Annotated in this window: 22 protein-coding genes and 1 pseudogene; 13 read left to right on the top strand and 10 right to left on the bottom strand. The window is 49.3% G+C overall.

The genetic code is table 11. The annotated features are described in order from the left end of the window. Positions 1-8: 8 nt before the first annotated feature. From AC286M_RS32900 to AC286M_RS32890, 3 genes are all read right to left on the bottom strand, one after another. Positions 9-215 (bottom strand): DUF2283 domain-containing protein, encoded by a 207-nt coding sequence (locus tag AC286M_RS32900; protein WP_488208415.1) that lies wholly within the window; start codon positions 213-215, stop codon positions 9-11. 138 nt (positions 216-353) lie between these two features. Beyond that, positions 354-1,097, bottom strand: a complete 744-nt coding sequence (locus AC286M_RS32895) for a hypothetical protein (RefSeq protein WP_488204065.1) — start codon at positions 1,095-1,097, stop codon at positions 354-356. A gap of 50 nt (positions 1,098-1,147) precedes the next feature. After that, positions 1,148-1,621 carry a hypothetical protein gene (locus AC286M_RS32890; RefSeq protein ID WP_488208414.1) on the bottom strand — a complete coding sequence of 158 codons (474 nt, stop codon included), beginning with the start codon at positions 1,619-1,621 and terminating at the stop codon, positions 1,148-1,150. Between the two features lie 700 nt (positions 1,622-2,321). Here AC286M_RS32890 and AC286M_RS32885 point away from each other — a divergent pair. Continuing rightward, complete coding sequence (locus AC286M_RS32885; protein ID WP_488208413.1) at positions 2,322-2,789, top strand: hypothetical protein; 468 nt, start codon at positions 2,322-2,324, stop codon at positions 2,787-2,789. A 130-nt stretch (positions 2,790-2,919) separates the two neighbouring features. Here the strand turns inward: AC286M_RS32885 and AC286M_RS32880 are convergent, their stop codons facing one another. Continuing rightward, entirely contained in the window at positions 2,920-3,279 is a 360-nt protein-coding gene (locus tag AC286M_RS32880) for a Uma2 family endonuclease (RefSeq protein WP_488208412.1), read from the bottom strand. Between the two features lie 186 nt (positions 3,280-3,465). On the opposite strand from AC286M_RS32880, the gene AC286M_RS32875 reads away from it, so the two are divergent. From AC286M_RS32875 to AC286M_RS32850, 6 genes are all read left to right on the top strand, one after another. Beyond that, complete coding sequence (locus AC286M_RS32875; protein ID WP_488208411.1) at positions 3,466-3,756, top strand: nucleotidyltransferase family protein; 291 nt, start codon at positions 3,466-3,468, stop codon at positions 3,754-3,756. A 120-nt stretch (positions 3,757-3,876) separates the two neighbouring features. Further along, entirely contained in the window at positions 3,877-4,116 is a 240-nt protein-coding gene (locus AC286M_RS32870; protein WP_488208410.1) for a DUF433 domain-containing protein, read from the top strand. Beyond that, positions 4,113-4,478: a DUF5615 family PIN-like protein gene (locus AC286M_RS32865; protein WP_488208409.1), complete on the top strand. Its 366-nt coding sequence runs from the start codon at positions 4,113-4,115 to the stop codon at positions 4,476-4,478. The genes AC286M_RS32870 and AC286M_RS32865 overlap by 4 nt, the downstream gene beginning before the upstream one ends. Positions 4,479-4,700: 222 nt before the next feature. Then, complete coding sequence (locus AC286M_RS32860; RefSeq protein ID WP_488205777.1) at positions 4,701-5,858, top strand: transposase; 1,158 nt, start codon at positions 4,701-4,703, stop codon at positions 5,856-5,858. Positions 5,859-5,982: 124 nt separating this feature from the next. Further along, positions 5,983-7,431, top strand: coding sequence for an AAA family ATPase (locus AC286M_RS32855; protein ID WP_488208408.1), 1,449 nt, complete (start codon positions 5,983-5,985; stop codon positions 7,429-7,431). Positions 7,432-7,495: 64 nt separating this feature from the next. After that, on the top strand, positions 7,496-8,488 hold the full coding sequence (locus AC286M_RS32850) for a DUF4435 domain-containing protein (RefSeq protein ID WP_488208407.1): 993 nt from the start codon (positions 7,496-7,498) through the stop codon (positions 8,486-8,488). 21 nt (positions 8,489-8,509) lie between these two features. Here AC286M_RS32850 and AC286M_RS32845 read toward each other — a convergent pair whose 3' ends face one another. After that, complete coding sequence (locus tag AC286M_RS32845) at positions 8,510-9,055, bottom strand: Uma2 family endonuclease (RefSeq protein ID WP_488208879.1); 546 nt, start codon at positions 9,053-9,055, stop codon at positions 8,510-8,512. 39 nt (positions 9,056-9,094) lie between these two features. Beyond that, positions 9,095-9,316, bottom strand: coding sequence for a hypothetical protein (locus tag AC286M_RS32840; protein ID WP_488208406.1), 222 nt, complete (start codon positions 9,314-9,316; stop codon positions 9,095-9,097). A 164-nt stretch (positions 9,317-9,480) separates the two neighbouring features. Between AC286M_RS32840 and AC286M_RS32835 the strand changes: the two genes are divergently transcribed. Continuing rightward, positions 9,481-13,002: a DNA polymerase III subunit alpha gene (locus AC286M_RS32835; RefSeq protein WP_488208405.1), complete on the top strand. Its 3,522-nt coding sequence runs from the start codon at positions 9,481-9,483 to the stop codon at positions 13,000-13,002. A 65-nt stretch (positions 13,003-13,067) separates the two neighbouring features. Here the strand turns inward: AC286M_RS32835 and serS are convergent, their stop codons facing one another. The 4 genes from serS to AC286M_RS32815 form a co-directional block, all read right to left on the bottom strand. Further along, complete coding sequence (serS, locus tag AC286M_RS32830) at positions 13,068-14,348, bottom strand: serine--tRNA ligase (protein WP_488208404.1); 1,281 nt, start codon at positions 14,346-14,348, stop codon at positions 13,068-13,070. A gap of 419 nt (positions 14,349-14,767) precedes the next feature. Further along, positions 14,768-15,172 (bottom strand): single-stranded DNA-binding protein, encoded by a 405-nt coding sequence (locus tag AC286M_RS32825; protein ID WP_488208403.1) that lies wholly within the window; start codon positions 15,170-15,172, stop codon positions 14,768-14,770. 54 nt (positions 15,173-15,226) lie between these two features. Further along, positions 15,227-16,138, bottom strand: a complete 912-nt coding sequence (locus AC286M_RS32820) for a hypothetical protein (protein WP_488208402.1) — start codon at positions 16,136-16,138, stop codon at positions 15,227-15,229. A gap of 35 nt (positions 16,139-16,173) precedes the next feature. Further along, positions 16,174-17,112 carry a glycosyltransferase family 2 protein gene (locus AC286M_RS32815; protein WP_488208401.1) on the bottom strand — a complete coding sequence of 313 codons (939 nt, stop codon included), beginning with the start codon at positions 17,110-17,112 and terminating at the stop codon, positions 16,174-16,176. A 78-nt stretch (positions 17,113-17,190) separates the two neighbouring features. Here AC286M_RS32815 and AC286M_RS32810 point away from each other — a divergent pair, with 78 nt between their 5' ends. The 5 genes and pseudogenes from AC286M_RS32810 (at position 17,191) to AC286M_RS32790 (ending at position 21,833) form a co-directional block, all read left to right on the top strand. Continuing rightward, positions 17,191-17,400: a toxin-antitoxin system, antitoxin component, Xre family protein gene (locus AC286M_RS32810; RefSeq protein ID WP_488208400.1), complete on the top strand. Its 210-nt coding sequence runs from the start codon at positions 17,191-17,193 to the stop codon at positions 17,398-17,400. An 84-nt stretch (positions 17,401-17,484) separates the two neighbouring features. Then, on the top strand, positions 17,485-18,003 hold the full coding sequence (locus tag AC286M_RS32805; RefSeq protein ID WP_488208399.1) for a hypothetical protein: 519 nt from the start codon (positions 17,485-17,487) through the stop codon (positions 18,001-18,003). 93 nt (positions 18,004-18,096) lie between these two features. Beyond that, positions 18,097-18,687: pseudogene (locus tag AC286M_RS32800) on the top strand (glycosyltransferase); the annotation flags it as partial. 116 nt (positions 18,688-18,803) lie between these two features. Beyond that, positions 18,804-19,310 carry a glycosyltransferase family 4 protein gene (locus tag AC286M_RS32795; RefSeq protein WP_488208398.1) on the top strand — a complete coding sequence of 169 codons (507 nt, stop codon included), beginning with the start codon at positions 18,804-18,806 and terminating at the stop codon, positions 19,308-19,310. An 81-nt stretch (positions 19,311-19,391) separates the two neighbouring features. Then, entirely contained in the window at positions 19,392-21,833 is a 2,442-nt protein-coding gene (locus AC286M_RS32790) for a hypothetical protein (protein WP_488208397.1), read from the top strand. The last annotated feature ends 6 nt before the right edge of the window (positions 21,834-21,839 follow it).

Genomic DNA, 21,839 nt, shown 5'->3' with positions numbered 1-21,839 from the left:
GATCGCACTTAAGCCGCTAAAACAGGTATACCTAGAGCTTGAAGATCAATGGTTTCTACGTTTTTTGAGTAATTATCTAAAGTGATCGCAACGATTTTGCCGCTGCTGTCATAGTCCACAATTAGATTGTTGGTGATGGTGTCTGTTGCGGCGACTGTTTGGGTAGTCAGCTCAATGGCCAGAGTGTCTGTTTCAGGGAAATACTGGATTTTCATTGGGGTTCTTCACCTCGCTGCTGCCGTTTGTAAAAGTTGCGATCAAAGAACGCATTGTGAACAGTTTCGCCATCTTCTAGAGTCATGACTTGCAGTACGCGATTCTCTGCCTCTTAAAAAAGGAAGTCTAGTTCCAACTTATTTTGTGTCAGATTTCCTTGGCAACGGTCTTCTGCCATTCAATGATGAGGCAATCAGCCAATTGCGAACCCAGTTGTCGTGATAACGAAATCCGTTGAGTTGCTCAAAGGGGCATAAGCACCCGCCCATCGCTTTGCGAGTCTTGCGACAAAAAGGATGGAAGTTCCAGAGTAGCGCCATCGAGCGCACCGACTGTTCCGCCGAGTCCCAGAATCCATGAAAATCTTGCATGGCATACAGGGTACGGTCAAGATAGTTCATGGGACGGTCAACCTGATTGCTGGTGCGATAGGCGTCAGGGAAGTCAAAGGCGCGTTGGAAGACGTGAGATTTGTCGTTGAGGCGTCGCAAGCGAGCGTCAATGGCCTGGGGCAACGCGTGGGTGTTCACCCACTCCAGCAACCGACGCAATCGTTGAGCAAAGTGACGTTTGCTCTGGCCCCGATACAGATGCCAAAGCTTGTCGGCTAGTTGCTGACCCAGGACTGGTTTAGAGCGGCACCCATCGCGAATTTTAATCACCTCATGCAGGAAGCACAGAATCCAGACCAGGCCAGGGAATAGCTCCTCCCAAGCGGCTCGGGTGGCCTCCCAACCATCAGTCGTCACCGTCTCGGGCGCATAGTCGGGAACATGATGGGCAGCTTCCTGCTGGAATACCCCATAGGCTGCGGTTAATCCATCCTGACCCGCATTGGCACTGAGACTGGCTCCCAGGACGCACCCTTGCGCCGCTGTCACTGCCAGATAGACTCGCTGCCCGTGCCAATCACAATGCTTCTCATCGGCAACTAGATGGGGGGGAGCGCCGTTTCCCTTTTGAGGGTACTGCCCACAATCGAGGCTCGACCGAACGACTGACAGAGCCGATACCAGTGCATCTCAGAACGGCCCAGCACATAGGCAATCCCCTCATACGACAGGCCATGCTTTCTTAAATAGAGCGCTTTGTCGGCCATCTCCGCCGTCTCGCTCATGTACGGCATCACCAAATCGGGACGCAGTTGATAAGCCTCTCCGGTACTCGGCAGCAAAATCCGCCGGGTCTTGAGCTGTTGACGAGAGGACTCGACCCATCCATGAAAGCGATAGCCCGCTTCAATCCCGTCGGGAAACAGTTCTGGGTGAGCCTCGATCTGCTCGTTGAGATACTGCCGAAAGGACTCACGGTCTTCTACTAAGACCTCGTAGTCAAGGTCGTCTGCAATGGGCAGACAAATCGTTTTATCGCCTGCTGTGCCACGCTTGCGTCGTTGCTGAGCCATCGGCTTTGGCCTGCTGAACTCTCTGTCTCAATTTTAATTCAACACAAACTTGGGTGGAACCAGAAGGAAGTTAGATCAAAATGAGATTATAATTAGCTCGGATGATGATTTGAATACAGATTTTATCATTAACTATTTGCAGATAAATAATATTTCAAAGGCTAAAATAATCCATTATTCAGAAGACATGGCAAGGCGGGTAGTAATTAAATTGTATGAAAAAAAGTACATGAAAAAATATAAAAGTTGAACTGTTACTACAACATCCATATAATGCTGTGAATCTAGATCAGCTAGGAAAAATTGCTTTATTTCATCAAGGAGCCACTACTGACTTTGGAAACTTACAGAATCTTTCTGTTAAATACTATAGCGAACCAGCTTCTCTACGAGGAGTTAAGTTAGACGATAAATATTGCTTATGGGGTGGTATACATACAGAGTAAGGAACGATTTAGATGAATCACCTTGGTTATATGGACATAATAATGCGGCTATAATGGCTCAATCAAATCAGCCGGCTTCTCAAGTTTTTTCTGAGAGCTTAGACAGAACTTTTTATACTTTTTGGAACAATTCAGTTTCAGATATAGACATCAAACTTGAGGTCGGGAACGCGCGAGATAAGCTCGTAGGCTTAGGAGTAAATCAAATTCATCAGTGAAGTAACAAATTGAACTCAACTATGGGATGAAAATTCATGAATAATAGTGTATGGATCGCGGTGAAAGGTGTCGTCCAAAAAGGACATCAGGTTGCTTCAGGGAAATCGAGAAGCAGTCAATATGCAGATAGTTCAATCAAAATACAGAAGCCCTTCTTTAAACAACTAGGTCTTGATCTTGTTGATTTTTATGATGGCACCTTGAATATCTCAATCGAACCATATTGCTTTACGATGAAGAATCCAGAGTTCACGTTTTTTAATGTTGAATGGACATCATTGCATCCACCTGAGCACTTTTCCTTTTCTTCCTGCAAACTTTTGTTTGAAGGTATTGAATTCAACGGTTGGATCTACTATCCTCATCCAGAGACTAAAAAGTCTCATTTCCAAAACCCTTCAATACTAGAAATAATTGCGCCGCCTATTTCTAATATTAAATACGGAGATGAAATCCAAATTCTGATCAACAAAAATGAAGTTTCACTAAAAGAAAAAACATAAAATAAACCCCAACAGGGTTGAAAAGTAGAGTTTTCCCTCAGGGAAAACTCTACTTTTCAACCTGGATTTGGTTTAATAATCGCCGATTAAATCTATTATTGTGTCAAATCCCACTACGCTATAGCCTTTCCTAGGCTACTGAGGTACCAGTTATTTTTTGGAAGCCGCGCGAAGTGCGGCTTCCAAAAAATAATCTCCCTTTACTAGCGCAAGAAGCGCTATAAACTGAGCATCTGCCTAATGAAACGTAGAGTTTATTGGTAGAAAGATGCAGCAAACGGGTACGAGAAATAATCCACGGATGTCCCTTGCGATCGCACTCAATATTCAGCCGACTAGCAACTTTGCCAGCCACCGTTTCATGGGTGCCAGTGGGTTCCATATCGATTAGCTCCCCATCGGCCAGTTCATAGCGAGGATTATCGGCATAGCGAGCGAGAAATTCTTCAAAACTGAGAACGAGGGATGATGACGTTTGGGTTATGGTCAAAAAACCGTCTGAAACAAAGCAAGATTGATTACCATCCAAGCATCCTAAATAATTTAAGAGGCTTGGATCTCATCGTACGCCAGTGCTATTTAATGTAATGGCGCACCAGAATCTATCCTAAATATTTAGCTAATCCATATAGACGTTCCTCTATATTATGAACATCATCCTTACCTAACCTCCACTGTGAACTGTCAGGAAGTTGTTGCCCTTACCCAAACTCATCGCGCTGATTTAGAAGCACTCGGCGTTAAATCCTTGGAGCTGTTCGGTTCCGTTGCTCGTGACGAAGCAACGCCCGAAAGCGACGTTGATTTCGTGGTCGAGTTTGCAATTGAGGCGACCTTATTTGATGTGTTTCGGGTACGTCATTATCTTGAGGACCTGTTAGGACATAAAGTTGATTTAGGAACCCGCACTGCTCTCAAAGAGCATCTACGGGAATCTGTTACGAAGGATGTGGTATGTGTCTTCTAGAGATCGCACTTCTCCACATCACCCATCCCAAACATCAGCGAGATTGAGCTGCGATCTCAGTTCCATAATGTGTTTAAGCGGTGATAATGGAGCAAGAGGAGCTATTGGTGAGGATTCATCATGCTGGGTTTTGACCGAATTACATTTGACCCTAATATCATGGCGGGACAGGCTTGCATTCGCGGAATGCGCGTTCCGGTTTCTCTTGTACTGAACCTTATTGCCAACGGACAGTCTACTGAGGACATCATTGCGGACTATCCTTATTTAGAGCCGGAAGATATTCAGCAATCTTTGAAATATGCTGCTTGGTTAGCAACTGAGCGAGTTTATCCCAGCGTTACTCCAAAAGCAGGATGAAATTTCTTGCAGATATGGGAATCTCACCGCAAACGGTCAATCTGTTGCGCCAACAAGGCCATGATGCTATTCATTTGCTGGAAGGAGGCTTGGAGCGGCTATCTGATGGAGACATTCTGATCAAGGCGCGAAATGAGAATCGTATCTTACTGACGGTTGATTTAGATTTTGGGTATTTGTTGGCAGTAAGTAGGGCAAATCTACCAAGTGTCATTCTTTTTCGGTTAGACAATGCTACTCGTGCAGCACTTGAAGAGAGGCTATCCGATGTCCTAAATCAATGCGAAGAAGTATTGATGAAGGGGGCTATGATTTCGGTCAGTAGCGAGGCATTCCGAGTTAGACCACTGCCACTAATTTAAGCAGTGCGATCGCACTTTCCACTCCACAGATCCCACTCATCAGCTAAATTGAGTTGCGATCGCAGCCCCAATCTTCAATCAGGTGCCGTAAGTGCGATTGCCCCTTAGTGGTGCAGAAAACTCTTGAAAGTGTGCTGTGTCGGGATTCTCATCATAAGACAAGGAGACGGGAAGAGGTGTTCCATGAGACGCTAAAAAGTTCCCCAACTCATAGCGACTCTTATGGAAGCACCTCTTCTCTATCGTCAACTGATGTCCCAACTGCGTCAATGGGTCAAGCCCAAAGACCAACGTCATTTGCAAGGCGTGGCCGAAACGGTCGCCGCGATTCTTTTGTCTAGCAGTGCCTGTCTCGGGAAATGGCTGGCCTACCTGAGTCATCGAGGCTGCCAAGCCCGAGCCCATATGGAACGGCTCAGTTACTTGCTGCACAACGAGCACATCAGTGCAGAACGATTCTATGCTCCACTGCTGCGTCATGCGCTGCAAGCCTTTCAAGACAGTGCGCTCACGCTCACGTTGGATACGAGTCTGCTGTGGAATCGATTCTGTCTGATTGAGGTCTGTCTGGTCTGGGGTGGACGCTCGTTGACACTGGCCCAAACGGTTGTAGAACATGGCAGTGCGACCGTCAGCTTTGAGACCTACTATCCGGTATTAGTGGCCGCCAAAGCCGTTCTGCCGCCGGGGTGTTCGGTCACCTTATTAGCCGACCGGGGCTTTGAACATGGAGAGTTGCTGCGATGCTTGGAGGACTGGCAGTGGGATTGGTTCATCCGAGCCAAGAGCGATTTGACGGTCACGTTAGCGACAGGGCACTCCTGTTGTGTCCAACAGTTACTGCCTCCACCGCAACAGGCTCATCTCTTTCATCAGGTGACAGTCTTGGAGACTGTTCACTGTCATCTGGCCACTGCACAGCAATCGATAGCTGCCGACCCATGGGCCGTTCTCTCGAGTCAACCCCCGTCTCTACAGACCTTTGCTCGCTATGGACAGCGCTTTGGCGGCATTGAGCCACACTTTAAGGATTACAAATCCGGCGGATTTGATGTCCTTGACTCGGGTTTGCGAGAGGCCCAAGCGCTCACCCGTCTCGTCATGCTGCTCGACATCGCCAGTTTGATTGCTCTGATGGTGGGCTGGATGCTGGTAAAAGCTGGGCAGCGCTCGAAACTGGACTGGCATAGTCAACGGGGACTGAGTTTTCTGCAACTGGGTCTTCGAGACCTGGCTCGACGCTGCTATCAACGGGTTGCTATTCCCATTCTCAATGCACTTCCTCGGCACAGTCCACCCACCGCTTGTGCCTCGCGGGGCAAGCAGGCCGCTCTCGACTGCCGCTTCGAGTTCTCTAAAGTGGTTGTATTCTCATCTTGAGACTCAAAACAGTTCATCAAAAGTTTTCTGCACCACTAAGGCGATTGCCCTCTGAATTTTGAGATATTAAGATATTAATACTTCAGCACCACAAACCTGTAAATTATTGCAACCAGTATCAATTATGAATTTTGACCGAGCTCCAATACGGGAAATTAAAATTCACAAGCTACACGGGAATTGCGATATTTCCTTGAAGTTTGAGTCTCCTATCAAAATTTTAGTTGACAAGAATGGAACAGGTAAAACAACCGTTCTTTATATCTTAGTAAATATTCTTAAGGGAAATTGGCAAAAAGTTAACAGATACCAGTATGAAAAAATTGATCTTCTCTTTTCTAATCAAGAATTAATAACAATTAAGCGGCAAGAATTTCAAAAAACCCCTAGTCGCAAAATCATATATGACATATACAAGTTGTTAGACTTCTTGCCAACAGAAATCTCCCAAACATTATTAGAGCAAGCATACTCAATGAGCTATATGAGGATGCGAAGTAAAGGATTGCTAGTTGATGTAGCTGACCAATTCGGCATAGATTCTCAGCTAATTTATATGGCACTTAAAGAGACAAGAAATCAAAGAAATTTTCACTCTGATTCACTTGATGTTATCGCAAAAAAGTATCCTTATAACTGGCAGAAAAATAATTGGCAGCAAACCTCCTTGTTTGAGGTTGATGACTTCTCTGAAGTAGACAAAAAAGTGGAAGAAATAAGGAAGTTTTTCCCTTACCACAAATTGTATTTTCCTACATATAGGCTGGTAGAAGAAAATCTGAAAAATTTGGTCTATTCAGACAGAGAGATGGGTGAAGCAGTTTTTAAATCAGAACAGCTAATTCAGTTTGGAATGCTAAATGTTAAGGAAAAATTTGACGAAATCATAGATGATATTAGAAAATCCTCTGTTGAATGGTTTTCGAAAGTAAATGGAGGAATGTTGAGCGAGTTAATAGGCGGAATCAAAAGAGAATCTATTGATTATACCAGCCTTGAATCCCCTGAAGCACTGAAAATTGTGCTTGACAGAATTGGAGAAAATATTATTCCTGAAGATAAGCAAAGAATACTAGAATTAGTCAGTTCAGGTGAAATAAAAGAACCAGACTATGAGCCTCTAGCTTATTTTATTACCAATCTATTGAAAGTATATAATCAACAAAAAGACAATGATAACGCTATTAAAAACTTTGCAAGAGTTGTTAATGGATATTTTGAGGACAAAGAAGTTGAGTATGATGAGAATAAGCTTGATATAGGCATCTTTAATAAAAGGACAGGAGCTAAAGTTGGTTTAGAAAAGCTCTCATCTGGGGAAAAGCAAATAATATCTATTTTCTCAAAATTGTATTTAGAGGATTTAGGTCAAGTCCCAGGGAAGTATGCAATTTTTTTTGACGAGCCAGAACTTTCTTTGTCAATTGAATGGCAGAAAAAACTTTTGCAAGATATTGTTGATTCAGAACGATGTGCTTTCCTGATTGCGGCAACACACTCACCTTTTATATTTGAAAACTCACTTGCCAAATATGCTGATGTTTTGGATATTAGCTATCCAGAAGACTCCTAACCAAAAAATATAAAGGCTGTGCTTGATTGTGTTAATTTGTATTCATTAAGACCTTAACTTAGTCATGAATGATAGGGTTCAAGAGCTTCAGGTATCTAGTGGGAGTTACGCAAGAGCTTGGAGAGATTTTCTGACAGCATATAAAAAAGATCCAAATCGCCTTTTCTGTTGTTTTGAAGGGCAGGAAGATCCTAGATACTACAATCCAAGAATTGAGACGTATGTCTTCGGCGGAACTGCTCTTTCTCAAGCTAGTCTAATAAATTTATGGTGCCAGGGAAAGACAAATGTTTTAGAATTTTTCAAATTGATAAGCGAAAACTCCAATTATTCCAATGCTTGGATTGCTTTTTTTATAGATAAAGATTTTGACTCAATTGAAGAGCTACCTGACGCTGAGAATATTTATGTTACACCGTGCTACTCAATTGAAAACTTTTATTTGAGCAAAGCATCTATTCAAAAAATATTGAGAGATGAGTTTTGTCTTTTAGAAGAAAACAGCGATTTTTCGATGGCAACTGATCTATTTTTATGTCGATTAGAAGAATTTAATAATGCTTCCGATGAAATTAACGCTTGGATTTTTTTAAACAGAAAAAAAGAGAAAGAACAACAATCACAGACTACAAACGAGAATAGGCTGAATTTGAGTAACCACAGAGAAAACAATCTCTTTGAGGTTACCCTTGCAAGGGTTGTCAAGAGATATGATATTCAAAATTTAATGGATTGTCAGAGCGGAACAGAATTTAGCAGAAATGAAATATCTAGAACCGTTAATGAATTTCGGCAAACAGATCGAACGATGATGTATCGTGGCAAATATCTCATTTTCTTTCTTGTTAAATTTCTTAACTTACTTGCGCAAGATAGAAGCTCCAAGAAAAGTCGTATATATTTTACAGAGCGCTGCAAAATGAATTTTCGTTTGTCAGAAAACGTCATCTCTGAGTTATCTCAGTATGCAGAAACGCCAGAGTGCTTAAAAGAGTTTTTGCGAAATTTAGTGCATCAAAAGCCTCATCAGTTGCCTTTGGAGATTGAAAACGATTAGCAAGATGCCAATTCTCATAAGTCAAACAAAGCGATATTGCTGTTGTTCATAGGTGTCGCCCTCTAACCGACAGACGGTAAACGTTGGTTGCTTTGGGTTGCCAATAAACGCTCTGCCGCCTAGCCCGCGATAATCCACAATCCAATATTCTGGGATGCCAAAGAGCGCATATTCCTCCACCTTGCGGGCATAATCCGTTTCCCAGTTTGTGCTCACGACCTCTACCACCAGCTTCACCGATGCACCCAGCACAATCACAGGTTCTCGTTCCCAAAGCGGTTCATCCACTAAAGCTGGTTCATCCAGCACCACCACATCTGGCCGACGCGCAGTTGCAGTATCCGAAAAAGGACGTAGCAAACAGGTGCGAGGAATAATCCACGGATGCCCCTTGCGATCGCACTCAATATTCAGCCGACTAGCAACTTTGCCAGCCACCGTTTCATGGGTGCCAGTGGGTTCCATATCGATTAGCTCCCCATCGGCCAGTTCATAGCGAGGATTATCGGCATAGCGAGCGAGAAATTCTTCAAAACTGAGAACGAGGGATGATGACGTTTGGGTTATGGTCAGAAACCTCCGCTAATAACCAAGTATTTCATCCTGTTAATCCTGAAGCGAATTTCTAGCTATATTTAAGGCTTCTATCACCTCATCTAGCTCAAGCATCCAAAAGTCTTGAGGATTTGTAGTCGATTTAGGATAAACCTCTAGCATTGGCTTGTCGTCCTCCCAAGACACTTCGGCAAACTGCTGATTACCAACAAATAGTTCTGCTACGAGCCTTTCCCGATCAGGAGGGCTAGCAATCTGTATCTTTATTTTCATGTTACTGCTCAAATTAGTACGCTAGTATTGTATTATTCAAAGATTCTCCATTATATTAGCGATTCCATATATGGCGTGCCCCTGGATTAAATCCCATAAACATCCCTAGATATAGAGCGAAGAATCCGCTACGCTGGAGTCAACTTTTGCCTGGGTAAAACGCGATGTCCTTCGTTGGTCTACATATTCATACCGATTACAGCCTGCTCGACGGGGCGAGTCAGTTGCCGAACTTAGTTGATCGCGCGATTGAGTTGGGTATGCCTGCGATCGCACTCACCGATCACGGAGTGATGTACGGTGCGCTGCAACTGCTGAAGATGTGCAAGGCCAAGGGCATCAAGCCGATTATCGGCAACGAGATGTACATCATCAACGGCGACATTACTAAGCAGGAGAAACGGCCTCGCTATCACCAGATTGTGCTGGCCAAGAATACCCAGGGCTACAAGAATCTGGTCAAGCTGACCACGATTTCGCACCTGAAGGGCGTGCAGGGCAAAGGCATTTTCTCGCGACCCTGTATTAATAAAGAGTTGCTGGAGCAGTATCACGAAGGGCTGATTGTCACCAGTGCCTGTCTGGGCGGCGAGATTCCCCAGGCGATTTTACAGAATCGACCGGACGTGGCGCGGCGGGTGGCGCAGTGGTACAAGGATTTGCTGGGCGACGATTACTATTTAGAGATTCAGGATCACGGTCTGCAAGAGGAGCGGATTGTCAATCCAGAGATTGTCCGCATTGCCCAAGAATTGGACATCAAGATTGTCGTCACCAACGATTCTCACTTCATTTCCTGTAACGACGTAGAAGCCCACGATGCGCTGCTCTGTATTCAGACAGGCAAGCTGCTGTCGGAGGAGAAGCGCCTGCGCTACACGGGCACCGAGTACATTAAATCCGCTGATGAGATGCGGCTGCTGTTCCGCGATCACCTGCCTGCCGAGATTGTCGAAACTGCGATCGCAACCACGGTAGAAGTGGCCGATAAGGTAGAAGAATATACGGGGCTGCTGGGGGAGCCGCGCATTCCCGACTATCCAATTCCAGAGGGTTTCACGGCAGATACCTATCTGGTGCATGTAGCCTGGGAGGGGCTGCTGGATCGGCTGGGGGTGCAGAGTCGCGATCAGGTAAAGCAGGAATACTGCGATCGCATTGAGTACGAGCTGGACATGATGCAGCAGATGGGGTTCTCCACCTACTTCTTGGTGGTGTGGGACTACATCAAGTTTGCCCGCGACCACAAGATTCCGGTGGGGCCGGGACGGGGTTCGGCAGCGGGGTCGCTGGTGGCCTACGCGATGGGGATTACCAATATTGACCCGGTGCATCACGGCCTGCTGTTTGAGCGGTTCCTCAATCCCGAACGGAAGTCAATGCCGGATATTGACACGGACTTCTGCATTGAGCGGCGGGAGGAGGTGATTCAGTACGTCACCGAGAAGTACGGCGAGGAGCGGGTCGCCCAGATTATCACCTATAACCGCATGACCTCGAAGGCGGTGCTGAAAGACACAGCGCGGGTGCTGGATATTCCCTACGGCGAAGCCGACAAGATGGCGAAGATGATTCCCGTCGTGCGCGGCAAGCCCGCCAAGCTGAAGGTGATGATTTCCGACGACACGCCCTCGAAAGAATTTAAGGAAAAATACGACAATGACGCCACCGTCCGCCGCTGGCTGGATATGGCGATGCGAATTGAAGGCATGAACAAGAGCGTCGGCATCCACGCGGCGGGGGTGGTGATTTCTGCCGAACCGCTGGATGAGGTGGTGCCCCTACAGTTAAACAAAGAGGGCAACGGTGCCGTCACGCAGTACTCGATGGAAGACATCGAGTCGATGGGTCTGCTGAAGATGGACTTCCTGGGACTGAAGAACCTGACCATGATCCAGAAGACCATCGACCTAATTGAGCAGACGCGCGGTGTAACCGTTGATCCAGACGGGGTGCCTCTGGATGACAAAGCTGCGATCGCACTGCTCTCTCGTGGGGAACTAGGCGGCATCTTTCAGCTGGAATCGTCGGGAATGCGCCAGATTGTGCGGGACTTGAAGCCGTCTGGTCTGGAAGATATTTCATCGGTCTTGGCCCTCTATCGACCGGGGCCACTGGACGCGGGCCTAATTCCCAAGTTCATCAACCGCAAGCACGGTCGCGAAAAAATTGACTACGAGCATAAAATCCTGGAGCCGATTCTGGAAGAAACCTACGGCATCATGGTCTACCAGGAGCAGATCATGAAAATCGCTCAGGATATGGGCGGTTACTCCCTCGGACAGGCCGACCTGCTGCGGCGGGCGATGGGTAAGAAGAAAATGTCCGAGATGTTGAAGCACAAGGACAATTTCTTGGAAGGCTCGCAGAAAAACGGCGTTGATAAGAAGATTGCCGAGGGCCTGTGGGAAAAGATGGTGCAGTTCGCGGAGTACTGCTTCAACAAGTCCCACTCCACCGCTTACGGTTATGTCACTTACCAGACGGCGTTTCTGAAGGCAAACTATCCGGTCGAGTACATGGCCGCGCTGCTGAGCGCCAACAGCGGCGACCAGGAAAAAGCGCAGCAGTACATTGCAGGCTGTATTGCGATGGGCATTGAAGTGCTGCCACCGGATATCAACCGCTCCGGCGTGGACTTTACGCCCCAGGTGACGGACACCCAGAGGAGCATCCTGTTCGGCATGGGCGCGGTGCGGAACGTGGGCACCGGAGCCGTCGAGCATATCCTGGAAGTGCGGGCCGAGAAACCGTTTGAGTCCCTGGCCGACTTGTGCGATCGCGTTGACACCCGTACCGTCAACCGCCGCGCATTGGAAGCGCTCATCCAGTCCGGCGCAATGGATGCCTTCGACACCAACCGCAATCAGCTGATGCACGATCTGGAGCTGGTGCTGGAATGGGCACAGTCCCGTGCCAAAGATCGCGAAGTCGGTCAGGGCAACCTGTTCGATATGATGCTAGGCGGTGGCGATACAACTACATCGGACAGCAACGGCTTCGAGGCGGTGCCGAAAGCACCCCCTATGGCAGACTACCCCAAGCAGGAAAAGCTGAAGCTAGAGAAAGACCTCCTCGGTTTCTACATTTCCGACCATCCGCTGAAGCCGATTCAGCGCCCGTCCCGCATTCTGGCTCCAGTCAGCGTCAGCGAGTTTGCCGATCAGCCAGACAATATAACGATCAGCGCCATTGTGATGCTCAGCGTCGTCCTGCCTAAGGTGACGAAGAAGGGCGACAGCATGGCGATTTTGCAGGTGGAAGATCTGACCGGGCGATCCGATGCGATCGTCTTTCCTAAATCCTATGCCCGGATTCGCGAAGTGATTCAACCCGATGCCCGTCTGATGATCTGGGGCAAAGTCGATCGGCGCGATGACCAAATTCAGCTGATCATCGACGATGCCGAACCGATTGAAGCGGTACGGATGGTGATGGTGGAATTGTCTACGCAGCAAGCTGGCAATATCCAGTTTCAGCATCAGCTACGCACCGTTCTGGTGAATCAGCGCGGTCAGGATGACTATGCCGCGAAAACCCCGGTGGTGGCAATTGTCGGCGATGGCGCAAACCGCCAGTTTGTCCGCCTCGGTTCCCAGTTCCGCGTCTTGGATCATCAGGCGGCAGTCAATGCACTAGTGAAAGCTGGCTTTACGGCTCGTGCGGAGGCGCTATCCGTTTCGTAGGGATGTGACCAACCAGCTTTGAGGGCTGATCGCCGCGCCTCGCGCGGTAATCAGCCCTCAACTACTTACAAAATTTCCCGGCCCAAATAGGGCTGAAGCACTTCCGGGATCTTCACTGAACCATCCGGCTGCTGATAGTTCTCAAGCACTGCTGCCATCGTGCGGCCAACGGCCAAACCAGAACCGTTGAGCGTGTGAACAAACTGGGTGCCCTTTTGTCCCGCTTCCTTAAAACGGATATTGGCGCGGCGGGCCTGAAAATCCCAACAGTTGGAGCAGCTGGAGATTTCGCGATAGGTTCCCGACGACGGCAGCCACACCTCCAGGTCGTAGCATTTCGCTGCCGAAAAGCCCAAATCCCCCGTACACAGCTCAATGACGCGATAGGGCAGCTGCAGCGCTTGCAGAATGGCTTCTGCGTTTTGCACCAGCTTTTGATGCTCGGTCTCTGACTGATCGGGATGAACAATTTTCACCAGTTCCACTTTGTTGAACTGGTGCAGCCGAATCAGACCACGGGTATCGCGACCATAGCTGCCTGCTTCGCGACGGAAACAGGGGGTAAACGCACAGTGATTAATTGGCAAATCCGTAGCGGCGAGTACCTCATCACGATAGAGGTTGGTCAGGGGCACTTCAGCGGTCGGCGTCAACCACAGATCGTCTTGGCTGCACTTAAAACTTTCGTCGGCAAACTTTGGCAGTTGCCCCGTTCCGGTCAGCGTGTCGGTATTGATTAAAAAGGGCGGGATCACTTCGAGATAGCCAGCTTCAATTTGCTGATCCAGCATGAACTGAATTAGCGCCCGCTCCAGTGCAGCTCCGGCTCCCATCAGCGCCACAAAGCGGCTTTGCGCGACTTTTGTTGCCCGCTCAAAGTTAAACAAGCCCAGCTTTTCACCAATTTCCCAATGGGGCAGCAGTGAATCGGAATTGGCTGGTAAATACTCATCCCCCCAGCGGCGCACCTCGACATTTTCCTCTTCGCTGGCTCCCTTTGGCGTGGACTCGCTCGGTAAGTTAGGAATCATCAGCAACAGCGCTTCTAGCTCAGCGCGAATCTCCCGCTCTTGGGGTTCTAGCTCACCAAGCTGCTGCTTAACCTGATTGCCCTCTTCCCGCAAATTCATAATTTCAGCGGATTTGGGATCGCTGCCGGATTTGATTTTTTGACCGACGGTTTTACCGATCTCGTTACTGCGAGCCTGAAGTTGCGATCGCGTTGTCTCCAAATCACGCTGTCGCTGGTCGAGGTCTAAGATGGGGTGGATATCATAATCACCCCGCAGCTTCAGCCGCCGCTGCACCTCTTCTGGTTGTTGCCGAATCAGTTTGAGATCAATCACCGTTGGTTCCCTAGTTTTTCGATGTCCGCCTATTGGTTGAGTCACTCAATGCGACTCAGCTCAAACCCCAAAACTGGGAGGCATGCTCCGGAGAAACGTTCCCCGATTTTGGAGTTTGTTAATTTATGCCAGCCTATTTACTACCATAAATCACGTTCAGAAAATGGGTTTGTGCGATCGCAATCCTCTACTGTTTGGCCCAAACGCGGCCCGTTCGTTGGCTGAGCAGCAGTTCAAAGCATGTAGTTCAAAGCATAATGACTGCGTGCTGTGTGAATGTGACTCACACAGCACGCAGTCATTATCTGAGATTAGTGACGTGTATAAAACTCAACTCATTTTAATGAAAGGTTACCTTGCCAGCCTTTCATTAAAACAAATCCTGAACTTTCAGCCGGAGTTGACACCAATACCGATGGCTAGTTGAGATGCTGAGCGGCTTTTGCGCTGACCGGGTCAGCTCCTTCCAATACCTTAAAACTGACTAAGCGCTCATAGATGGGGCGACCTTCGCTGTCCTTGACGCCAGTGCTGCGGCTGAACCAGATGGCCGCACTAAACTTGTTCTGCGGACTCCGCCGAGTAAACTGTTTTCCACCCCACTCGACGATCGCAGGCCCATACTGATCCGATTGCACAACCCTGGCTCCAATCGAGGGCCAGTCAAAGCCCTTAAACTCCTCGATCGACTTTTGCAGGTTAGGCGCTCCATCATCCGGAGCCATTCGCTCTAGTGCGATCGCAATTCGCTCCATTAGCGCAGTCTGCTGCTGTTGGAGAAGCAACCAGCGCTCGTAAAATTCTTCATTCTTCATGGTCGGCATCAGAACTCATGTACTGATTATGGCTGTTTTTGAGCCAAGTCACCATGCCCCAATCTAAGATTTCAGATCTTCCGTCCCTGCAATATGACCAAAAATGCGCTCGGAATAGTCCCAGAGTTCTGGGTGCTGGAAGAGCTGACGGTAGCGTTCATCGTTGAGGAAATGCTTCCAGCGGTTGGTAACGTCCATTTTGTGGGCGCGATCGCAAAATTCCTGGCCTTCAAATGAGCTGCCACCACCCCAAGAGCCGACTTTGTTAATGCCCGCATCGGTAAAGTCGAGTCCCAAGTGCTCCGCGACTTGCTGACGGTAGGCGACATCGTTAGCCCACTGGTTGTAGTTGACACAAAGCTTGTTATGCGTCAGGTAGTTCGTCTCACCGACGAATTCTCTGGCGTAGTCCAGCCACAGCTCCACCATGCTTTTGCCCGGTGCGGCTACGTCCAGGTATTCATTCTTGAGCCGACTGGCAAATAGATTAAACGGATCGCGCAGAATCAGCAGGTCGCAGCGAGCTTGGCTATATCCGACATAGAGGTCGTGCTTGCGCTCAAACGAGTCGCTGGTGATTTGCGTGAGGTCGTGATCTTCGTAGCTGTAGAGAAACCAGTCTTTCTTGACGAAGTTGCCAATCGCTTCCTGCCGATAGCGTTCCGCTTGCCAGCCGTGTTCTGGGTAATAGTCCCGCAGATGCTCGTACTTGTAGCGATAGGGATTTTCCAGCGGAATCAGGTTGTTGAGATGCTGCGTGGTGCCCGTGGCCTGTTCTTGAATCCAGGTGATCAGGGCGTGATTACCCGTTCGCCGCAGACCGACGATACGAATTTCGTGCTGGTTGATGACCTGACTAAATGTGTCCTGTTGGGTTTGCGATCGCAGCCAATCCTGCCACTCGTGCTCTAGCAAAACAGTGGCTTTGCGAATGGCCTTATGCGGTGAACGGAGCGCTTTCAGCAGCAGAGTCATAGGTCAAATCTGTGAACGAACAACTAGAACAACAGTTATCGGAGAACGCCAAACGCTGCCGCCCGTAATGGACGCGGCAAGTACGAAAGCATCAGGCCAACTTTGGCTTTCTTCGCAGACGAACTTTGTCCGGCTTGTAGATACTGCCGTCCCTGTTCGATTTGGCCCAGTTCAATCAGGCGCAGTCCCAGCGTCAGTTGGGTATCCCGCAGACGATTGAGGCGACAGGCTTCAATGGTTTTCACGTCGAACTGGAAGTTTTCCAGATACTGAATTTCGTCTTTTAAATACTGAATCGCACGTTTCAAGCCCTGCTGTCCGGCGTGGACTCGGTACTCCATCAAGCGCTCAGGTAAGTAGTAAGCCTGCTTATTTGCGATCGCAAGTCGCACTAGCAAATCATTGTCTTCGCAGTTTTGCAGGTTGGGGCGCATGTAGTTCACGTCTATCAGCGCTTGCCGCCGAAATAGGCTGGCACCAATTTGCAGACTTTGGCGAACGAAGGTGATGTGCAGCAGGTTTTCGACTCGGCCTGCGGGTAAGCGGTGGCGCTGCCATTTTTGGCTATTGGCCTCGGTGGCCTCTAGCTGACGCGCATTGTGGATGTCGATAATCCAGTGATCGGTACTGACAAAGTCAATGTCGGGATGGGAGTCAAGTACCGCCACCGTTTGGCTGAGAAAATCGGGCGTAATCCGGTCGTCGTCGTCGAATTTGAGGAAATACTCACCCTGCGCTGCATCAAAGCCGGAGCGCATGTTGTTGCTCTTGCCGATGTTGTTCACATGCCGAAGGTAGCGAATGCGCGAGTCGGTTAAACTCGCCATGAAATCCGCCGTATCGTCAGTGGAACCATCGTCACACACGATTAGCTCAAAATCTGTGTAGGTCTGACGCAAGACACTTGCGATCGCATTTTCCAGCAAATCACGGCGATTATGCGTCGGGATCGTGATCGAAACTTTGGGGGGCATAGCCAGCGCAGACGTTTAATAAACTTAAAGATAGGTTTCCCAGAAACAAGCCCAACCCATCTAGAGTTAGAGGAATTTATGCAAGTGTTATCGGAACAAGAACAGAAGATTATCGAGAAGATTCGGCAATTCTCTCCTACTCAACTCGCCGAAATTGAGGATTTCATCGATTTTCTGAGCCAACGATACCGAGATCAACAAATTGTAAACGCCGCTGCACAAGCATCTGAGCCTGCTTTTGCTGCCGTTTGGGACAATCCAGAGGATGCCGCCTATGATGACCTATGAACTTGGTGATGTCTTATTAGTACCGTTTCCCTGTAAAAGGCTGGGAATAATAGCCCTGCGGTCAGCAGGATGAAAAGAAAGGGCATGAGTGATCTGTATGAGCTAGGTTTTACGTTTGAATTAAAGCAAGATTTACCACAAGAAGTTAGAGAGACACTGATTTATATGACTCGTTCGGGCAGCGTTAGCGATGAACCACCGCTTCTGGATCATCCTTTTTTTCATATTGAAGGATTCACCACAGAGTGGACATATTTGATTTCCAATTTACGTGTCTATGATGAAGAGATAATAGGAGCACCCTGTGGTAGTGTCTTTGCTGACAACCGAGTAACGTTTCGAGGTGTAATTCATGAAGATCCCTTCTGGAATACTTGGATCGAATTCCCGGACTGGTTATTTTCGATTAGTTCATCTAGCGGATTAATTGGTTATTACCAAAATACTATTTATGATGAACCAATCACTTTGGTCTCATTCCAGCCGGAAGGTGTTGTTGCATCAGAATGTGAGAACTACTCAGAATTTGAGGATTTACAAAACCTAATCATCGAGATTCTGGAAAGTTCAACATTTCAAGCTCCAGTACTCCAAGAAGAGTAAGCTGATTCTTCAGGCTAAAGCTTGGGTAAGTTCGGTGATTGCGATTGTTATAGGGAACTATGAAAGTGGCGTTCTAATTATCCTCGATTGCCCATGAGAATTTTGATGCTGTCGTCCACGTTTCCCTATCCGCCCACGCGGGGAGGCACGCAGGTACGGACGTTTAATCTGCTGAAGTACTTGAGTCAGCGGCACGAGATTACGCTGATTACCCAGCGCACAACCGATGTGACCGATGAGGAAGTGGCGGGACTGCGGCAGTGGGTGACGGATTTGCGCCTGACGGAAGCCCCAACAGCGGAACCCGCTTCAGGCAAGTGGGATAAGCTGGCGCGGCTCGGTCAGTTTGCCGTTCAGGGTGTTCCGCCCCATGTGCAGCATCTCTATTCGCCACAAATTCAAGCCTGGGTTGATCAGGCCGTCCAGGATCAAAAGGTAGACGCAATCACCTGCGAACATAGCGTCAACGAAATCTATGTGCGGCCTGCGTTTCAGAAAACGGTTCGCACCGTCGTGAATATTCACAGTTCCGTCTACGGCACCTGCAAGAATCAGCTCAGTACGGGCACCAGCGAAAATCCAATCCGCGATCGCATTAATCTTCCCCTGCTCTGGCGATACGAAAAGCAGTACTGCCAGAAGTTTTCCCGGATTGTGGTGACAACCGAAGATGATCAGCAGCAGATGCAGGCGTTTAGTCCCGGTAGCCAGATTGCGGTGATTCCCAATGGCGTGGATCTAGAAGCATTTCCCGTTCGGCAAAGCGATCCGGGGGGCATCATCTGGTCTTCATTGGCGCGATGGATAACATTGCCAATATTGACGCGGTGCTGTTTTTCTGTCGGGAGGTGTGGCCGCTGGTGCGGCAGCGCTATGGGGATGCAAAGTTATCGCTGGTCGGCTCCCGTCCAGTGCCGGAGATTCAGGCGTTTGGGGAGCAGCCCGGAATTACCGTTACGGGTCGCGTGCCGTCAATGGTGGATTATCTGCATCGGGCCACTGTTTGCGTCGTGCCCATGCGGACGGGATTTGGCATCAAAAACAAAACGTTAGAAGCAATGGCGGCTGGAATTCCGGTTATCGGCAGCGATCGCGGATTAGAGGGATTAGAGGTGGATTTGCCGAATCAGCCGCTGCGGGCCTTACGCGCCAATACTGTTGAAGAATATGTAGCTGCGATCGCGCATTTATTCGAAAATTCAACGTTACGACAAGATCTGTCTCGGAATGGGCGCGAACTGATTGAACAGTGCTATACCTGGGAAGCAGCGGGGCATCTGTATGAACAAGTATTAACGAGTGGCTAATTTTAGTCACCAATCGGACATTTAGCGGCAAAATTCCACTTGTCTACGCCCATGTTCCCTAGGATCTCCTAAGCTTTCGTCATGCCTGGTTCTCCTGACAAATCGCGCGCTCCCGTCCCTCCCCACCGCTCTCTGTCAAAACCCAATCGATCTGCCCTCGCCCAGCGTTCAGCCGCGTCTAAAAAGCAGCCACCAACGAACTCAGCCGCTCGGATCATCTGGCGCATGATCGGCAGCACGGTGCTGATCTCCAGCGTGGCGGGCATGTTGGCCTTGGTCGGGGCAGGGCTTTATACGGGCTATCAACTGGTGATGAATCCTAGTGCCGATACGCTGCTGGACAAGGTGTGGCCCGAGTGGCGCGACATTAACAAGGCAGAACCCCAAGCTCAGCTCTGGTCAGACATTGAGGCGGGTATCAAAACTGCCGAGCTAGAGGTTGGTGAACCTATCTCGCTGCATGAAGACGGCTTTGATCCGACCCAACCTCGTCCGTTTCTTCTGCCGCTACTAGATCGTCGGAACGGTTGTGAAACGAACTGCACCCGGATCGCCGAACTGCGCGTCTATCGGCCTACTCAGCCCAGTAGCTGGCCGCCCCAGCCTGACCAGAGATTTATCCCCGTTGATCAGCTTTACGTCAACGGACTGAGCGAAAACTTTGTCTTACGTCCGCGTCAGGAGGCGCTGGGATTACCGGAAGGGAGCGATCGCATCTTGTCCCTCACCGAATTAGTCGCCTTGCAGGACAACGCGCCCGATACAGGCCGCTGGTTTACGCTGCAGGGGAAATACACGCTCAGTGGCGATCCGGTGCTGTATGGTCAAGTCTTGCACTATGATGCTGACCAGCGACGGCTCAATTTTCAGCTCTCCTGGACGAGTCCAGCCGATCAGCTGCCGACTTGGCGGGAACTATCGGGTGCAGCGCCGCCGGAACTGGTGGTGAATCAGACCGTTGCCCTAGAGCCAACTTTCAAAGGGTATCAGCTCGTGGATGTGCCGACCGTCAAGCGGCTCGATCAGCTAGAAGAGATTTCCTTTACCAATCAAATTCTGAACGACAAAGCCTATCACAACGCGCTGCGACTGGCCCAGAAAGGCCTATGGTCAGCCGCACTTCAGACCTTGCGCCCCGTCAAAGATGCTGCCAGAAACTGGACAGAAGCCACCGAAGCTCAGTATCAGCTTATCGAGCTACACGCCCAGGAAACCAAGGCGCAAGCTAATAGCCAGTGGTCAAGCCCCAGCCAGCAGCTACTGGCTTATTTGGTGGATGGTCGCTGGGACGATGGGCTGACTCTATTTGAGCAGCAGCCGGACAGCGCTCGTCAGGACATGCTCAGCTTACTCAAATCGGACTCTGGTAAGCTGTGGGGTCGTGTACAGACGGCGCTGCAAATCTCCCCCAACCAGCTTGATATCCGCACTTGGGGCGGCCTGCTGCTGGCGATTCAGGATGACCCGAATGCGGCCTATGTCTGGTTGAAACAGCAGCCCAATCCTTCCGCCGCAACCGAAGCGCGGGTTCGCCATTTGCTGAGCCTGATTGATGAGTCAGACGGCACGGTTTTAGTCAATGCGTCTACTGCGTCTGACGCTGCAACCACAGGGGCAAAGAATACGGCCAGCACGTCCAATTTACCCACGACCAGTCGGATCGTCGGGACAGCAAGTGCGATCGCACCTGGAACTCTCCAACTGAACCAGTGGCTCTGGCCTAGCCAGCCGCTATCATCAACCCCACCTGCTGGACAAACCTGGTACGTCATTGATGTTACGCAGTTTCACGATGGACAGCGCTGGCAGCTACCCGCCAGCGCCACGCTACCGAAGCAGGCGACGCCTCTCTGGAAAGCGCTGGGATTACATCAGGACAGCTACATGCGCCTGACCAGTTGGGACTCCATGCTGGATTCCTACGGCGTGAATGCTCAGATACAGGCAGTTAAGCAACAGGGCAATCGCTTGCAGCTCCTGGCGTTGGGCGATGCACCTGCGGACGTGCCGACTGCGAGTACCGCGCTGGCGGCCACTGCTACTGCCTTCAACTGGCAATCGATTCCCGCACCGGATTCGTTCGGAGCGCTCTATCAGGAGAATCCTCAACTGGCCCAGGATTTGTGGACGGTACTGTGGCCCCATCTCCAGCAGACTCAATATGTTGTGTCAGTCCCCGTACAAAACGTTATGGCGGTTCTGCAACAGATGCAAAGCTGGCCGATTCGCCGATTCGATGTAACCGGAGATGGTCAGGATGAATTGGTGCTCAGCCTCTCCTCTCCCGACCTACATCAGCTTTCGTACGTCAGCGATCGCGCCGCTCAGCTTGAGACAGTCGCCTCCCGCACGCTCATCTTTTCAGCCAATGGACTGCTACTGTATAGCGACCTGAATCAACCGGGGCAAACCCTAACTGCGATCGCACAATTGAGCGACTCCAGTGGCTCAACGCTGGTCGTTCGTCAGGCCAATACATTTCAGCTCAAAACCTGGTCGGCTGAGGAGCGAAGGTTCAACTAGGTAGGG

It is taken from the genome of Thainema salinarum CENA647 (assembly GCF_057732415.1).
Note: the sequence above shows the minus strand (reverse complement) of the source record. Positions and strands in the feature narration are given on the sequence as shown.

What these genes read in the sequence shown, in the direction of transcription:
- AC286M_RS32865 (WP_488208409.1), top strand. Translation starts at nt 4,113, where the DNA reads ATGAAATTTCTTGCAGATATGGGAATCTCACCGCAAACGGTCAATCTG.
- AC286M_RS32810 (WP_488208400.1), top strand. Translation starts at nt 17,191, where the DNA reads ATGCAAGTGTTATCGGAACAAGAACAGAAGATTATCGAGAAGATTCGG.
- AC286M_RS32900 (WP_488208415.1), bottom strand. Translation starts at nt 215, where the DNA reads ATGAAAATCCAGTATTTCCCTGAAACAGACACTCTGGCCATTGAGCTG.
- AC286M_RS32855 (WP_488208408.1), top strand. Translation starts at nt 5,983, where the DNA reads ATGAATTTTGACCGAGCTCCAATACGGGAAATTAAAATTCACAAGCTA.
- AC286M_RS32795 (WP_488208398.1), top strand. Translation starts at nt 18,804, where the DNA reads ATGGATAACATTGCCAATATTGACGCGGTGCTGTTTTTCTGTCGGGAG.
- AC286M_RS32850 (WP_488208407.1), top strand. Translation starts at nt 7,496, where the DNA reads ATGAATGATAGGGTTCAAGAGCTTCAGGTATCTAGTGGGAGTTACGCA.
- AC286M_RS32815 (WP_488208401.1), bottom strand. Translation starts at nt 17,112, where the DNA reads ATGCCCCCCAAAGTTTCGATCACGATCCCGACGCATAATCGCCGTGAT.
- AC286M_RS32790 (WP_488208397.1), top strand. Translation starts at nt 19,392, where the DNA reads ATGCCTGGTTCTCCTGACAAATCGCGCGCTCCCGTCCCTCCCCACCGC.
- AC286M_RS32825 (WP_488208403.1), bottom strand. Translation starts at nt 15,172, where the DNA reads ATGCCGACCATGAAGAATGAAGAATTTTACGAGCGCTGGTTGCTTCTC.
- AC286M_RS32840 (WP_488208406.1), bottom strand. Translation starts at nt 9,316, where the DNA reads ATGAAAATAAAGATACAGATTGCTAGCCCTCCTGATCGGGAAAGGCTC.
- AC286M_RS32890 (WP_488208414.1), bottom strand. Translation starts at nt 1,621, where the DNA reads ATGGCTCAGCAACGACGCAAGCGTGGCACAGCAGGCGATAAAACGATT.
- AC286M_RS32835 (WP_488208405.1), top strand. Translation starts at nt 9,481, where the DNA reads ATGTCCTTCGTTGGTCTACATATTCATACCGATTACAGCCTGCTCGAC.
- AC286M_RS32820 (WP_488208402.1), bottom strand. Translation starts at nt 16,138, where the DNA reads ATGACTCTGCTGCTGAAAGCGCTCCGTTCACCGCATAAGGCCATTCGC.
- AC286M_RS32860 (WP_488205777.1), top strand. Translation starts at nt 4,701, where the DNA reads ATGGAAGCACCTCTTCTCTATCGTCAACTGATGTCCCAACTGCGTCAA.
- AC286M_RS32870 (WP_488208410.1), top strand. Translation starts at nt 3,877, where the DNA reads ATGCTGGGTTTTGACCGAATTACATTTGACCCTAATATCATGGCGGGA.
- AC286M_RS32885 (WP_488208413.1), top strand. Translation starts at nt 2,322, where the DNA reads ATGAATAATAGTGTATGGATCGCGGTGAAAGGTGTCGTCCAAAAAGGA.
- AC286M_RS32805 (WP_488208399.1), top strand. Translation starts at nt 17,485, where the DNA reads ATGAGTGATCTGTATGAGCTAGGTTTTACGTTTGAATTAAAGCAAGAT.